Annotated in this window: 15 protein-coding genes; 12 read left to right on the forward strand and 3 right to left on the reverse strand. The window is 39.2% G+C overall.

Going from position 1 to position 15,615, the window contains the following annotated elements; genetic code table 11:
* Window position 1: 1 nt before the first annotated feature.
* Both nth and R6U77_RS13365 read left to right on the forward strand, forming a co-directional pair.
* Window positions 2-661 carry an endonuclease III gene (gene nth / locus R6U77_RS13360; protein WP_319836003.1) on the forward strand — a complete coding sequence of 220 codons (660 nt, stop codon included), beginning with the start codon at window positions 2-4 and terminating at the stop codon, window positions 659-661.
* Window positions 658-996, forward strand: coding sequence for a YpoC family protein (locus R6U77_RS13365; protein WP_319836004.1), 339 nt, complete (start codon window positions 658-660; stop codon window positions 994-996). The genes nth and R6U77_RS13365 overlap by 4 nt, the downstream gene beginning before the upstream one ends.
* Before the next feature lie 29 nt (window positions 997-1,025).
* On the opposite strand, the gene R6U77_RS13370 is transcribed toward R6U77_RS13365, so the two are convergent.
* Window positions 1,026-1,850, reverse strand: coding sequence for a hypothetical protein (locus tag R6U77_RS13370; RefSeq protein WP_319836005.1), 825 nt, complete (start codon window positions 1,848-1,850; stop codon window positions 1,026-1,028).
* A gap of 168 nt (window positions 1,851-2,018) precedes the next feature.
* On the opposite strand from R6U77_RS13370, the gene R6U77_RS13375 reads away from it, so the two are divergent.
* The 7 genes from R6U77_RS13375 (at window position 2,019) to R6U77_RS13405 (ending at window position 8,547) form a co-directional block, all read left to right on the forward strand.
* A complete protein-coding gene (locus R6U77_RS13375) occupies window positions 2,019-2,741 on the forward strand; it encodes a GntR family transcriptional regulator (protein WP_319836006.1) in 723 nt (240 codons plus the stop codon).
* An 18-nt stretch (window positions 2,742-2,759) separates the two neighbouring features.
* Window positions 2,760-3,938, forward strand: coding sequence for a GNAT family N-acetyltransferase (locus R6U77_RS13380; RefSeq protein ID WP_319836007.1), 1,179 nt, complete (start codon window positions 2,760-2,762; stop codon window positions 3,936-3,938).
* Window positions 3,939-4,215: 277 nt separating this feature from the next.
* Complete coding sequence (locus R6U77_RS13385) at window positions 4,216-4,527, forward strand: PTS sugar transporter subunit IIB (RefSeq protein ID WP_293920623.1); 312 nt, start codon at window positions 4,216-4,218, stop codon at window positions 4,525-4,527.
* Between the two features lie 12 nt (window positions 4,528-4,539).
* The gene (locus tag R6U77_RS13390; protein ID WP_319836008.1) at window positions 4,540-4,860 is read left to right on the forward strand and encodes a PTS lactose/cellobiose transporter subunit IIA; all 321 of its coding nucleotides are present in this window, start codon (window positions 4,540-4,542) and stop codon (window positions 4,858-4,860) included.
* A gap of 105 nt (window positions 4,861-4,965) precedes the next feature.
* Window positions 4,966-6,225, forward strand: a complete 1,260-nt coding sequence (locus R6U77_RS13395; RefSeq protein WP_319836009.1) for a PTS sugar transporter subunit IIC — start codon at window positions 4,966-4,968, stop codon at window positions 6,223-6,225.
* Window positions 6,226-6,290: 65 nt separating this feature from the next.
* The gene (locus tag R6U77_RS13400; RefSeq protein ID WP_319836010.1) at window positions 6,291-7,373 is read left to right on the forward strand and encodes a DUF871 domain-containing protein; all 1,083 of its coding nucleotides are present in this window, start codon (window positions 6,291-6,293) and stop codon (window positions 7,371-7,373) included.
* Window positions 7,374-7,572: 199 nt separating this feature from the next.
* A complete protein-coding gene (locus tag R6U77_RS13405; RefSeq protein ID WP_293920613.1) occupies window positions 7,573-8,547 on the forward strand; it encodes an N-acetylglucosamine kinase in 975 nt (324 codons plus the stop codon).
* A gap of 196 nt (window positions 8,548-8,743) precedes the next feature.
* Here R6U77_RS13405 and R6U77_RS13410 read toward each other — a convergent pair whose 3' ends face one another.
* The gene (locus R6U77_RS13410) at window positions 8,744-11,347 is read right to left on the reverse strand and encodes a transglycosylase domain-containing protein (RefSeq protein WP_319836011.1); all 2,604 of its coding nucleotides are present in this window, start codon (window positions 11,345-11,347) and stop codon (window positions 8,744-8,746) included.
* Window positions 11,340-12,005, reverse strand: a complete 666-nt coding sequence (gene recU, locus R6U77_RS13415; RefSeq protein ID WP_319836012.1) for a Holliday junction resolvase RecU — start codon at window positions 12,003-12,005, stop codon at window positions 11,340-11,342. Before recU ends, R6U77_RS13410 begins: the two co-directional genes overlap by 8 nt.
* A gap of 112 nt (window positions 12,006-12,117) precedes the next feature.
* Here recU and R6U77_RS13420 point away from each other — a divergent pair, with 112 nt between their 5' ends.
* From R6U77_RS13420 to R6U77_RS13430, 3 genes are all read left to right on the forward strand, one after another.
* Window positions 12,118-12,303 carry a hypothetical protein gene (locus R6U77_RS13420; protein WP_319836013.1) on the forward strand — a complete coding sequence of 62 codons (186 nt, stop codon included), beginning with the start codon at window positions 12,118-12,120 and terminating at the stop codon, window positions 12,301-12,303.
* Window positions 12,304-12,565: 262 nt separating this feature from the next.
* Window positions 12,566-12,952 carry a YppE family protein gene (locus tag R6U77_RS13425; RefSeq protein ID WP_319836014.1) on the forward strand — a complete coding sequence of 129 codons (387 nt, stop codon included), beginning with the start codon at window positions 12,566-12,568 and terminating at the stop codon, window positions 12,950-12,952.
* A complete protein-coding gene (locus R6U77_RS13430) occupies window positions 12,924-15,200 on the forward strand; it encodes a DEAD/DEAH box helicase (RefSeq protein WP_319836015.1) in 2,277 nt (758 codons plus the stop codon). The genes R6U77_RS13425 and R6U77_RS13430 overlap by 29 nt, the downstream gene beginning before the upstream one ends.
* The last annotated feature ends 415 nt before the right edge of the window (window positions 15,201-15,615 follow it).

Raw genomic sequence — 15,615 nt, forward strand, 5'->3', positions numbered from 1 at the left:
GATGTTAACGAAAAAGCAGTGGCTGCATTTTTTAGATGAAATGGACAAAATGTTTCCAGAGGCGCATTGTGAGCTTGTACACGATAATCCGTTTGAGCTGACAATTGCCACATTATTATCTGCGCAATGTACAGACGTACTTGTCAATAAAGTAACGAAAAGCTTATTCCAAAAATATAAAACACCAGAAGATTATTTAGCCGTTTCATTGGAAGAATTACAGGACGATATTCGCTCCATTGGACTATATCGCAATAAAGCAAAAAATATTCAATTATTATGTCAACGCTTAATAACGGAATACAATGGTGAAATACCAGCAAACCGTGAGGAGCTTGTCACATTGCCAGGCGTCGGACGCAAAACGGCTAATGTTGTGCTATCAGTCGCTTTCGATGTACCTGCGATGGCAGTTGATACACATGTCGAGCGCATTGCGAAGCGCTTAGGGCTTTGTCGCTGGAAAGATAGCGTCTTAGAAGTAGAAGAAACAATTATGAAAAAAACGCCAATTGAAAAATGGTCAAAAGCCCATCATCAAATGATTTTCTTTGGACGTTACCATTGCAAAGCGCAAAATCCAGGCTGTCATATATGCCCCTTGTTAGATGATTGCCGAGAAGGGCAAAAGCGTTTGAAAAAAGGACTTGTCAAAAAATGATAACGGTGAAGAAACAATTGATTTCGCAGATAGCTGTCGATGACTGGTATGCGAAATGGGACAAGCTATCCTCGCAAATCTATGAGGCACATGCTACAAGAAATGGGCAGGCAGGGCAATTCATGCTAGAAGGCATAGCTCATTTTATTGACTTTTTATGCAAGGCATCGGAGGTAGAACGCTACGATGCACAGCAAAGCTATGAGCTACTACCATTAAACGGCGGTGAGCGGTTAGCCTTTGTGCAAGGGAATCCAGCACAATATGTGAGCTATCGACAGTTAGATGAGCTATATAAAGAAACAAAAAAGCGCTGTGCAAGATTGCGTATATAAAGAGCGGTAGAGAAAGTTTTTGGCTTTCACTACCGCTTGTTTTCTATTGGAAAGCGTTTAGTTGTTTTAACTACGCGCAATGCGTAAGAAATAGCTAATTTTTCTGAAGGAGCAGCAACCATAATGATTCTGGCGCTTTTATCTATCTGAAAAGCTTGGAAATTAGTAGGTACAATTACTTTGGCATTAGCTGGTATAAGTATTTGCTGTAGCTCCAAAGTTTCATAGTCAGAAATTAGCTTTAAATGAGCCTTCATTTCAAAATCGTATTGATTTTCTATTGTTAAGAAATAATCGTCCATACTATTGATCGTATCTACTTCTTTTGTTAAATCGGCATCTTCATACATTTGCATAATAACAGAAGTTTCATTTTTTAAGTCTTGTATTTTCTCTACGGCTGCATAATTATTTGGAATTGTAGATGTTTCTGTTTGCTCATTGTGAACTTTGATTGAAAGGAAGTTTCGAGCAACAGTTCTCTGTGTATCATATATTTCTAAAGGATCACTGATTGTGTTGTGAAGCACTTTTTCACTTATGATATAGAGAATATGATTACCATGTGGCAAATTTGTGATAGTGAACGGTACTTTTTTACCTCCTTCATTTGGTATATCAATCATATGATATGGGGCAACTGTTCCATCCATCTCTATTTTTACTGGTGTAGCATCATTTTCTAGAAAGGCAAAAACAGCGAGTTGATTTTCATCTGTTGTTGAATATTTATACCAAATAAATCCTTTTATCGTTCCTTTTTCATCTGTTTGGAAGGAATTTTTATCTCTATCTATAATATATTCAGAGTTTAGATGAATTTCAGTTGTTCGGCTTTCTCCCCTAACGCTCATTGTAAACATCCCCTTTTTATTTATCGTACACGACTATTTTTGGTAAATAAAGAAAACGGCACTTACTTCAAAAATAATCCTTTGTATTTTCAAAATATTCATCTATAATTAGTATAGACAACTATACCTCGAAATAGGAGTTGTACAGAATGATAAGGGGGGATCAGATTGTTAGATAAAAATTCGTATATACCAATCTATATACAAATTGAAGAAATAATTAAACAGAGAATACTTTCAAATGAATATAAAATTGGTGAGGCGATACCATCAGAGCGAGAGCTTTCAGTTCAATTTGATGTAAGTCGTATGACTGTGAGGCAATCGATTACGAATTTAGTGAATGATGGCATGCTTTATCGAGAAAAAGGGCGGGGAACATTTGTAGCAAATCCAAAATTGGAACAGCCGTTACAAGGCTTAACGAGCTTTACCGAAGATATGCGTGCAAGAAATATGGTGCCAAGCAGTAAAGTTGTGCGTTTCGAAAAGATTATTCCGTCTGTTGATGTAGCAAGAGATTTGCAATTAGAGCTGGGCGAGGAAGTATTTTTTGTGATCCGAATTCGTAATGCAGATGGAATTCCGATGGCAGTGGAGCGAACATATATCCCAGTGAAAATTTATCCTGAATTAGATGCAAGTAAGCTAACAGGTTCTTTGTACTCATTAATTGAAACCGCTTTCCATCAAAAAATTGGCAATGCCATTCAGCAAATGGAGGCAGCGATTGTTTCCAAGGAAGACAGCAAGCTTTTACAAATTAATCAAGTAGCGCCAGTTCTGATCATTAAACGAATTAGCTACTTATCAAATGGTGTACCTTTTGAGCTTGTACGCAGCGTTTACAGAGCGGATCGTTATAAATTTATTAGCCAAATTTCAAGGTAATGGATAGGGGTTGACAGCATGATACAAATTCACAATGTGGAAGAAAAAGATTATTGGCAAATCCATCGTTTACGAGACTATTGCTTTCCTAACAAATATAGCGAGGCACGTAGAAAAGATTTTCATCACTGGGTTCAGCATAGTACGACTTTAGGGGCATATGATGGTAGTAAAGTCGTTGGGCAAATGCTTGTTTTGCCATTAAATATGACGATTCATCGTAAAAACTATAAAATGGGTGGCATCGCGTTTGTTGCTTCTTATCCTGAGTATCGTCAGCAAGGTATTGTTAAAAAGCTAATGATTGAATCGCTCAATCAAATGCGAGCAAATGGGCAAACGATTTCTGTATTGGCGCCTTTTTCCGTGTCATTTTATCGCTATTTTGGCTGGGAGCTATTTTTTGAGAAATTAAATTATACGATTTTACCAGAAAAATTTCCTGCATTAGGCAAGAAGATGGATACGATTAAGCGCACAAGCTTTGAATGGCTTGATGAAGAGCTATTTGAGCAGGTGAAAGCGTTTCATAATGAGCAAGCAGCCGTAACGAGCGGCAGTATGCAAAGGGACGAAGCATGGTGGAATCGCTTAGCGAGCAGGCATCCTGATAGTCATTTTGCTTTATATTATGAAGACAATCAAGTAGCTGCCTATCTTCGTTATGAAGTAGCAGGTACATCATTTATGATTCACGATTTTGTAGCGCAAGATATGGCGGCAGAGCAGGCGATTTGGCGCTTTGTGACAGCGCATGCAGCAAGCATTACTGAAATTAAAGGAGTTACAGCAAATCATAGTCGCTTTGGCTATTATTTTGCAGAGCCGCAATTTAAGCGTGAGGTTGTGCAAGATATTATGGTGCGAATTGTAGATGCGCAAGCCTTCCTACAGCAATATGAATGGAATCACATTGAGGCGCCTTTATATGTGCGTTTAGAAGATCAATTTTGCGCATGGAATGAGCAAATATTTGAGGTTCGTCATAACGGGGAAGTAGCCGTTATAGAGGTGGAGGCTGTGGATGCACAGCAAGTACTAGCATTGCCAATCAATTTATTTTCAGCAATGATGGTCGGCTATTTATCTGTTCAAGAGGCAGTTACGTATGCAGGGCAGCCTGTAGCACAAGCAATCATTGAACGCTGGCAGCAGGCACTACAAGTTGGTAAACCTGCATTTTATGAATATTTTTAAATGATAGGTATTTAGTTTAGTTGTTGTGAATATTGAAAAAATCCTATGTAATTTATCATATTTAAAAAATTTTTTTAAATTTTTTTCTGGACTATACCAGTCCTTTAGATGCTATATTAATAGTGAGAATATCATATAGTCCAGTATATTTTATCCATTTAAAAAAAGTGAAAAATGAAAAAAAGGGTATTGTGGTATATACCAACCAATGATATTCTCTTTTTAAGAAAACGATTTCAAAAATAAAATGATAAAGAAAAGTAAAGGGAGTGCACTTATGAAAAACATCATGTTAGTTTGTGTAGCAGGAATGAGCACAAGCTTGCTTGTATCGAAAATGAAACAGGCGGCAGAGGAACAAAATTTGGAAGCGGATATTTTTGCCATTCCTGAAGGGGAAGTTGATAAAGTATTGGCAGAAAAATCGGTAGATGTTTTGCTGCTAGGACCGCAAGTTCGTTACTTAAAAGGTTCATTTGAAGCGAAGTACAAAGAGAAAAACCTTCCAATCGATGTGATCAATATGACAGATTACGGCATGATGAATGGCGCAAATGTATTAAAACATGCGTATAGCTTAATGAAATAAGAGGTGTCAACTATGGAACAAGAAGCTTTATTACAATCCATTATGGGATTAATTATGCATAGTGGAAATGCAAAAAGTGAATGCATGGAGGCTATCCAATTTGCGAAAGCAGGGGACTCCCAAGCAGCACAAGATAAAATGAAGCTTGCACATGAGGCGATTATCGAAGCACATCATGCACAAACAGCTTTATTGCAACAAGAAGCACAAGGTCAAAAAGTAGAAGTTTCTTTATTGTTAATTCACGCACAAGACCATTTAATGAATGCGATTACATTCCGTGATTTAGCACAAGAGCTAGTAGAAGTTCATGAACAAATAAAGGGGAAGTAAGACATTGGTTTTTATTCAAGTGGGTGCAAGAAGCACTCACTTGAATTAAGATAAAGCCTTTCGGGGCATCATTCACTAAAAACATAAAAAGGGGAGTGTATTAAAATGTTCAAATTTTTAGAGGAGAAGTTTGTTCCTGTCGCATCAAGAATCGGGAATCAACGCCATTTAGTTGCAATTCGTGACGGCTTTATCGCCATTATGCCATTGATGATTGCTGGGTCATTAGCTGTTTTAGTTAACAACTTGCCAATCGATTTTTATCAAAATGCAATGAATGCTATATTTAGCGATGGTACTTGGAAGCAATGGGGCGGTAACGTATGGGGTGCTACATTTGCCATTGTATCACTATTAATCTCATTTACAATCGCGTATAACTTAACAAAAAGCTATGGGAAAGATGCATTAGCAGGTGGGGCAATTGGTCTTGCGAGTTATATGACATTTGCAACGTATGGCGAAGGTGGTTTAACAGGTTTAACGACAGGAACTGGCGGTATCTTTTTAGCTATCATTTTAAGTCTTGTATCCGCAGAAATGTTTTCACGTTTATCTGGTAACCCGCGATTATTAATTAAAATGCCAGCAGGTGTACCAGATGCAGTAGCAAAATCATTTGCTACATTATTCCCAGCTATTATTACAGTAGGTGTTTTAGCATTAGTTCGTACATTGATTTCTGTATTATTTGATGCACCAGATATTATTGGTCAATTCTACACATTAGTACAAGAACCATTTATGGGCTTAACAAATTCTTGGGTAGCAGCACTGATTTTAGCATTCGTGCCAGCGTTTGTTTGGACATTCGGTATTCATGGAGCAAATATCATTGACCCATTCATGCAAACAATTAACTTAGACGCAATTGCGAAAAACGTCGAAGCACTTGAAGCAGGTCAAGTAGCACCATATATCATTAACAAACCATTCTTCGATGCATTCGTTAATATGGGTGGTTCAGGTACAACAATCGCTCTAATTATCGCAATTTTCATTGTTTCACGTAAAAACAAACAATACAGCACCGTTGGTAAATTATCAGCCGCGCCAGGGATTTTCAATATTAATGAACCGTTACTATTCGGTTTACCAATCGTCTTAAACCCAATTTTATTCGTACCGTTTATTTTAACACCAATGGTTAACGTATCGATCGCTTACTTTGCAACAAAATGGGGTCTAGTGCCAGCAGCAACAGTAGCAGCGCCATGGACAACACCGCCAATTATCAATGGTTGGTTAGTAACACAATCCATTTCAGGTGCAATCCTAAGTATCGTTTTAATTGCGGTAGCTGTTCTGATTTACACACCATTCTTACTTGCAGCAAACCGTGCAGCAGCGAAGCAAGGTCAATAATAAAAAGCGTCTAGCGGGTATTTTACATACCCGCTAAGAGCGCATCAATTTTGGAGGTATGAAATTTGAGAAGACTAGGTATTTCATTATATCCCGGACATAGCACATTAGAGGAAATGCAGCAATATGTACAGCTTGCACATGACAATGGCTTTGACCGCATATTCACTTGTTTAATGTCATTAAATAATGAACAGGAACGTGAAAAGCTAAAGCAAATTAACGCTTTTGCGAAAGGCCTAGGCTTCGATATTTCAGCCGATATTGCGCCAAACGTTTTTGAAGAATTAGGCTTAACGTACCGCGATATCGGGTATTTGAAGGAGCAATATCATTTAGCAGCGCTTCGCTTAGATATGGGCTTTTCAGGTCAAGAAGAAGCATTTATGTCGCTAGATGCTAGCAATTTAAAAGTAGAGTTAAATATAAGCAATGGTACAAAATATGTGGATAATATTTTATCCTATCAGCCAAATCAATCCAATATTATTGGCTGCCATAACTTTTACCCAAGACGCTACACAGGCTTATCGCGTGCGCATTTTTTAAAGACATCTCAGCAATTTAAAGACAACCATATTCGCACAGCTGCGATGATTTCATCACAGCATGGTAAATTTGGTCCGTGGGAGCAAACGGAATACGGGCTACCAACCCTTGAAGAGCATAGATTTTTACCTATTACGGTGCAAGCAAAAGACATGTGGAGTACAGGTTTAATTGATGATTGTATCATTGGCAATATGTATGCATCAGAAGAAGAGCTGCGTGCTTTAGGGCAATTAAATCGCTATAAGCTTGAGTTGCAAGTAGAGTTCTCAGCTGAAACGACAGCTTTAGAGGAAAAGATTGTTTTAGAGGAACCACACTTTAATCGTGGAGATGTCTCCGATTATGTAATTCGCAGCACGCAATCCCGTGTCAAATACAAGGCGGACGATTTCCCAGCACATGACATCGTACCTCTAACAGTAGGCGATATTACAATTGATAACAATTTGGATGTGCGCTATAAAGGGGAGCTACAAGTTGTATTGCAGGATATGCCGAATGCAGGCTCTAGCAATGTTGTAGCACGTGTCAAGGAAGAGGAGCGCTTCTTATTGAAGCATATCCAGCCTTGGGCATCATTTGGCTTTACAAAATAGCTATTTCAATAGGGGCTGTCTCAAAGGTAGGCGAATGCGCCACTTTTGAGACAGCCATTTGCTGTTTTTCGGTGCAAACAAGGATTTGCAAGCTTATTTGTCGAACTATTATAAAGAATGAAATTTGATTTTGGCTGTTTAGGGTGAGAAGGTGGGCTTTCTGGACAGCCTCTTTTCTTATGAAGGGAGAAGTACATAGATGTATGTTTTAGCAATCGATGGTGGAGGCACAAAAACTTCAGCTGTAATATGTGATAACGCAGGGCGAATTTATGCAAAAGTAATCACAACACGCAGCAATCCAACCGCAATGAACACGCAGTTTTTTGAGATGACATTGCATGAATTAATGCAGCAATTGCGTCAACAAAATGAACAAATATTTCAAGAAGTGAGCAGCTGCTTTGTTGCGATGGCTGGTGTCAAAGAGCTATATGCGGAGCCAATCGTAGAAAAAATTCTTCGTCAATATGTGCACAATACAGCACTGATTACAATTGAAAACGATGCATTAGGTGCTTTATATGCAGGTACACTAGGACAGCCTGGCATTGTGCAAATTGCAGGCACAGGGGCAATTACATTAGGCTATGATGAAAATATGGAAATGCATAGAATTGGTGGCTGGGGCTATTTATTTGATGATAAAGGAAGCGGCTATTACATAGGGATGAAGGCATTAGAAGCGGTATTCCAAAGCTATGATGGGAGAATGCCAAGCACCTCATTAACAGCACCAATTTTACAGCATTTTGACGTAGATAATGTAGAAAAATTAATTGCCTGTATATACAATGACGAGCATCCACGCACGAACATTGCACCGTTGAGTAAATATGTGATGGAGGCTGCTGACAATAGTGACGCAGTAGCAGCTAGTATTATGGAGGAAGCGTGTGTCGATTTTTATAAAGCAATTAAAGTATGCTTTGACAAAATGGTTTGGCACAAATCGAGCATAGAAATTGTACTAGCTGGAGGTGTTTTTACAAACATCGACTTCTTCATCACTAAATTAACGCAGCTTGTAGAAAATACATCGGTCACTTTTGAATTTAAAAAGGCGGTATTAGAGCCAATTGGCGGAGCTGCAGTTGGAGCTTTGAAGCAAAAGGGAATAGAGCTTGATCAAGAATTTGTACAGATATTTAATAGCTATTGGAAGGTGTTATAGCGCAAAAAAGGGGCGTCCGAAAAGTCATTTTGGGACGTCCCTTTTGCGACGAGGATGATGACAATTTGCTCCTGCGGTTACTCGTCGCAGAAAAGCTCTATTGTGACCACCGCAGGAGCACAATTTTAATCAAAAATTGACTATGTAAAAAAGCGGAGCCGTCCAGAAAGTTCACTTTCTGGATGGCTCCTTTCTTCTATTCTCCACCAGTACCGCCTTCGTTATCTGGTTCACTAGGCGTTGTTGGAGGTGTCACTTGTCCGTTGTTACTACCATCCTCTGTGTCTGTTCCTGGGTCAACAGGTTCTGTTGGTTCCTCAGGATTGCTCGGTTCAATTGGTTCAACCGGCTCCTCGGTACTAGGCTCCTCCCAATTATCTTCCTCCTCAGGCTCATCTGGTAAGCCTTCGATATAAAGGGATACAGAAGCTGGTTCACTGCGTACATCATCTGAAATAGCTGTTACTGTAAATACATAATCATGTCCGATTTCAATAGCTGGAATCGTGAAATAATTCGCACTTGATGTCGAAATAATTGCAGGCTCCCCACCATCAATTGCCATCGTTACTTCAAAGGTAATTGGTACAGGCGATTCTTCCTCAGTTGTTTCAGGTGCTTGATGCTCCCAAGTTAAATCGATTGCTTGAGCAAGGTCATTATAATTTGCCTTCAAATTAAATGGTGCGCTTAATTCGAGCTGCTCAAATGTATCTGATACTTCCTTCGGCTCTGTGCCTTTCACAAATAGCTCCGTCATACGCAAGTTTTCAGGTGTGAATTCACTTGCTAATTTTAACGGTGATGTACCAACTTCAACCGTTGCAGAAACAACAGAGCTTGGTTGGGTAAAGCGAGCTGTTTCAACAGACGATGATATCTCTGACATAATTGATTTAAATAAAGTTTGCGGTAAGCGGCGCTCTTCCCATGTTGTAATGGCATCAGAACGCTGCTCATAGCCACTCCAAATAGCAATAGAATAATTTGTTGTATAGCCAGCAAACCAAGAATCAGGAACGGCTGAGCTTGGTAAGTTATATTTCGAAAACTCATCAGCTGAATAGTTTGTTGTTCCTGTTTTACCTGCAATATCAAGTCCAGGGACATTAGCAGCAGTACCGGATGCGTTTGGCTTATTGCCTACAACATCGCGTAGCATATCTGTCACCATATAAGCGGTGTAATCGCTCATGGCAATGGTTTCTTTTGGTTTATATTCATCGGATGTTGAGCCATCTCGATAAACGATTTTTGTAATGGCATGTGGTGCAGTGTAAATACCATTATTGCCCAATGCAGCATAGGCAGCTGCCATTTGAATAGGTGAAATATTGATGCGACCACCACCGATGGCGTCAGATTCCACAACATAATCCACATCGATACCTAAACGTGAAACAAAGTTTTTCGCTTTGTCTGTACCGACTGCCTGCAATGTTTTAACAGCAGGAACATTACGTGATGTGTACAGCGCTTGGCGTGCTGTCATCGTGCCTCCATATTTATTATCCCAGTTTGTAATCGTTTGGTTTGTACCTGTATATTTCATTGGCTCATCGACCAATGTTTGGCCTGTTGACCATTTTAAATATTCAATTGCTGGTGCATAGTCGATTAAAGGTTTCATCGTTGAGCCAGGTGCACGCGTCACTAAATCATAAGCATAGTTATAGCCAAAGCTAACCTCAATACCGTAATTGCGACCGCCACCAATTGCGCGGATTTCACCTGTTTTCGTATCAATAACAGCAACTCCTGACTGAATTTTTTCCGTCATAAAGTTTGCATCGTTATTCATAATAGATTCCACTGTTTTTTGAGCATTCGGGTCAAGCGTTGTATAGACCTTTATTCCTTCTGCCAGTGCATCCTTATCTCCATTGCTCTCCAACTCTGATAGCACAACATCAAGGAAGGCAGGGTAGTTTGTGACAGTTGCTGGTTTGCGTTCATCTTCTGGCAAAACGCGCTCTGCCACTGTTAATTTTTTCGCTTCGTCTGCCTGTGCCTGTGTAATTTTTTTATGCTGTACCATTAAGCTAAGTACAATATCACGTCTTTTTTCAGCACGCTCTGGGTATTTAAATGGATTGTAAGCATTTGGACTTTGTGGCATACCCGCCAGCGTAGCCATTTGGTCTAATGATAGTTCGTTTAATGGCTTGCCATAAAAAAATTCAGATGCTTGCCCGAAGCCATATACACGACCGGACATTAAAATTTTATTAAAGTACATTTCAAAAATTTCTTCTTTAGAATATTGGCGCTCTAATTGAATGGCAAGCCAAGCTTCCTGCGCTTTACGCTTTAATTTTTTATCTTTAGATAAAAATGAATTTTTAACAACTTGCTGGGTAATTGTACTACCACCCTGTGAGCCGAAGCCATGTCTAAAATTGGCAACTACTGCGCCACCAAGACGCCATAAATCGATACCGAAATGATCAAAGAAGCGAACATCCTCTGTCGCTAAAATGGCAGAAACCATTTCATCTGGAATATCCTCGAATTTTACGTACTTCCGGCTTTCTTGCCCAATTGTGGCGAACAATTCTCCATTAATATCATAAAACTCAGATGATACAGGGTATTTTAATAGCTCTTCATTGAGTTCAGGTGCGCTGCTTGCATAATAAGCAAATAGCCCAGCGCCACCTAAAAAGCCTAGCACACCGATCAAAACAATCGTTAAAACGATGCGCTTTAACCAAATTTTAAAGCCTGGCTGCTTTTTTTTATTTTTTTGCTGTTGACGCTGTTTTTTTATATCTTCGCGTGTAAGTTTACGTTCAGTCACGTTTAATCTCCTCACTTTGAGTGTTTTCCATAATTGTGAAGCTTTCGCACACAAATTGTTGTACCGCCTGCAAATAGTCAATGCGTGGCTGGTAGCTTGGTTTGATTTCAATTGCTTGTGCTTCAAATTGTTGCAATGGTATCGATTTGCGCCCACCTTGCTCCATTTGCTGCCATGCGTTTTCCACGATAGGAAATGGTGTAATAAAATAGCGATCTAATCTTGAAAAACGAATAATAAAAAAAGCAATCCCTTTTTGTAGTATAACATTTTTCATATGTTCTAATTGGTGTGCATGTATATTTTTTAAAGGAAAGGATGTTTTATTTTCAGTTTCCTTTGCTTCAAAATCTAAATAATAGCCATTCCATACACCATTATAGTCCGTTGTTGAAGGTGTGCGGAAGTAGGCTTCACGAATGACAGCAGCACTTCTCGATGGGTACTCTACTTTGACGATTTGGATTGGAACAGGTTTCTTGTGAATATTAGCAATTTGTCGCTGCAAATAATAGCTATTCGTTTCGTTTAGGTCATCTTCTAATGTTTTACCACGATTACCGAAATTAATATCTTTTAAGGCCTGCTTCTTTTTCGGCTTCTGCACTTCCTCTGTACCCGCTTTATAAGGCTTTCCATTTGGATAGCGAATCATCATTTTCACCCTTTCGAAATGCATATTTTTAGCTTTTATTGTCTAGTTTTGCGATGGACAAGGATTTTTTAAACCTCTCTTGAAACAATAAAGTACCGATGAGAGGAGGCATACCATGACAAGGCTTCAAGCGCTTATTGCCAGTATTGAACAGGCAACACAATTGTTAGACACCGCAGTAGAACAACAACGTGCAATGCTCACCCTTCAATTTTCACAAAAAATCACAACAGCCTATCAAAAAGTAAGCTTAGCAGAAAAACAAATACAAGTAAAGAATACACGTTCCCCTAATTGCTAGTGATTCCCGAGAAGATTTGGTACACTAAATATAATCAATAATATGTTGATGTAGTTTTGTCATATTCATTGGCGTTTTCATTCAGCACCCGCTGAATGGATAGCTATCATTATAATCAATTACGCCTTGGTGTAATTGCGTCAGAAGCTTTATTAGGATTCAGTGGGTGTTTGGACACCCACTGAATGAAAGGAGCATCTTAGTATTTATCGCACCACCGCGTTTTCTACTGAATCATAATAAATATAACTTGAGGTGTACAATGCAGTTAATCGAACTAACATCCTATTTAATAACGCAATGTGAGGAAGCGAAAAACCGTTTCTTTCACATGCGCGAATTTAATTTACAGCCTGATTTTTTTTCAGAAGTAAAGCCATATGCAGATCATATTCATGAACAATTACAACTGTGGCAGCAGCTTGCAACGGAATGGCGCGTAAAACATCAGCCAAAATATATGCATACACAGCAAATTAACCAAGTTGTAGATGCGATGGAGCAATTTATTGTGCAGTCTTTTTATAAGGAAACGAGCAAAAAAAGATTTTTGCAATCGATACATTCTGTGCACTACACGCTCTCTACAATGCTACGCTATTTAAAGGAGGGGGAAATGAATGTACAACAAGAAGAAGACGATTTCTGAGCTATTGCAGGCATGGCGATATGATGAGGAGCTAAAGCAAAATATTCAGCATTGGCATACGTTAGAGGCACAGCCCGCTCGCTATGCAGATTTTCCTGAGAAGCTTCATCCCTCCATTCAAAAGGCATTGCATGCAAGAGGGATTGAACGGCTTTATACACATCAGCGTGAAGCGTTTGATTACGCAATGCAGCAGCAATCCTTTACTGCTATTACACCGACTGCTTCAGGTAAATCATATTGCTATCATTTGCCTGTTTTACAGACCATTTTACAAAATAAATCGGCACGTGCCATTTATTTATTTCCAACAAAGGCCTTGGCGCAAGATCAAAAATCCGATTTGAATGAGTTAATTGGGCTAATGGATGAGGATATTTTAAGCTATACATACGATGGAGACACAGCACCAGGCATCCGTCAAAAGATTCGCAAAGCAGGGCATATTGTCATGACGAACCCTGATATGCTGCATTCGGGTATTTTGCCACATCATACGAAATGGGTAGCCCTTTTTGAAAACTTAAAATATATCGTGATTGATGAGCTACATACATATAAAGGGGTGTTTGGTAGTCATGTGGCACATGTGATTCGCCGTTTACAGCGTATTTGTGCTTTTTATGGAAGTAGTCCAACGATTATTTGCACATCTGCAACGATTCGCAATCCACGTGAACTAGCAGAAAGCTTAACAAATACAAAGCACGCATTAATTGAAAAATCAGGCGCACCTGTGGGCAAAAAAACGTTTATTTTTTATAATCCACCGATTATCCACCCAACATTTGGTGTGCGTAGAAGCTCAGTATTAGAAGTGCGCGATTTATCCGCTCGTTTATTTGAAGCAGGCATTCAAACAATTATTTTTGCGAAATCAAGAGTACGTGTTGAAATGCTCGTTACTTATTTAAAGTCATTGACAGCGAAAAAAATTGCAGACCATTCGATTCAAGGCTATCGTGGTGGTTATTTGCCAAGCGAGCGTCGTCAAATTGAAAAAGGCTTGCGCGATGGAACGATTCAAATGGTTGTCAGTACAAATGCATTAGAGCTTGGCGTCGATATTGGGCAGCTACAAGCATGTATTATGACAGGCTATCCAGGCAATATTGCCAGCGCATGGCAGCAGGCGGGGCGTGCAGGAAGACGGCAGGATGAGGCACTAATTATTTATGTCGCACAATCGACAGCGCTTGATCAATATGTTGTCAATCATCCTACTTATTTATTAGGAAGCGAGCCAGAGCAAGCGAATATTAATCCTGAAAATATATTGATTTTAATGGCACACTTAAAATGTGCCGCCTTTGAGCTACCATTTTCAATAGATGATACATATGGTGAGTTTATGGTACAGGAGCTGTTAGCTTATTTAGCAGAGGAAGGTGTCCTCGTTAAAACCTCGACGCAATGGCATTGGATGAGCGACCGCTTCCCAGCACATGATATTAGCTTACGTTCAGCTGCTCAAGAAAATGTCGTTATTATTGATAAAACAACACCGACAAAGACGCGTGTCATTGGTGAAATGGACACGTATAGCGCCATGACACTACTGCATGAGGAAGCCATTTATATCCACCAAGGCACACAATTCCAAGTAGAGGAGCTCGATTGGGAGGAGAAAAAAGCATATGTCACAGAGGTGGATGTCGATTATTTTACAGATGCTAATTTAGCGGTGGAGCTGAAAGTGCTGGAAGAGGATAAAGTGGCACAGCTGAAAACGACAACAGTAAGCTACGGCGATGTGGGGATTTTGGCGATTCCGACTATTTTCAAAAAGATTCGCTTCGGCACACACGATAATATCGGCTCTGGTCCTATTACAATCCCGCCAATGGAAATGCATACAAATGCAACATGGCTTTCCTTCGACTTGCCTGAAAACTGGTCAGAGGAAATGATGACAGACGCATTAAATGGGGTTGCGTACGCGATGCATTCCTTTATCCCGCTCTTTATTCACTGTGATCGTAGCGATGTATCTGTTGTGCCACAGGTGAAGGCGGTGCACAATGAGCGCCCAACCTTGTTTATTTATGATAGCTATCCAGGTGGCATTGGGTTAAGTGAAAAGGTGTATGATTTAATTTTACCACTTCTGGAGCGAACAATTCAGCATGTTACAAGCTGTCCATGTCAAAGCGGCTGTCCATCTTGTATTGGAGCACAGGACAATTTGAATGATGGGAAAAAGCGAGTTGTGCAGGTGATGGGAGATCTATTAGCAGAGATGATGTAAGGGAAAAGAGATTAATTACGGATAGTCGATTTACACGAAATAATTCGGTGTAAATCGGCTTTTTTAGTTTAACTTGAATTAGCAAGAGTCTTCTATTTCTCTAGAGTAAGATAAGCATTTTTAAGAAAAAGAGGGCTGCTCTCCTTCTTAATCTTCAACTGTGATTTTGTAAAATGTTAAAAAAATCAAATTTTTTTCAAAAATCTTTTATTTTTTAACCTAATTTTAACCTTTGCTTTATACAATGACTCTAGATAACAGCCAAACAAGAGAAAGAAACAACTCAATGTACAATTTAAATGATTTATTTTAACAATATAAACAATTATTTGATTGATATTAACATTAAATACCATTATACTGAGGGCATAGGCTGTTGTAACTAAAGAAGTATTATATAATTGGAAATCAATAG

Source organism: Lysinibacillus louembei (assembly GCF_033880585.1).
Taxonomy (GTDB): Bacteria; Bacillota; Bacilli; order Bacillales_A; family Planococcaceae; genus Metasolibacillus; species Metasolibacillus louembei.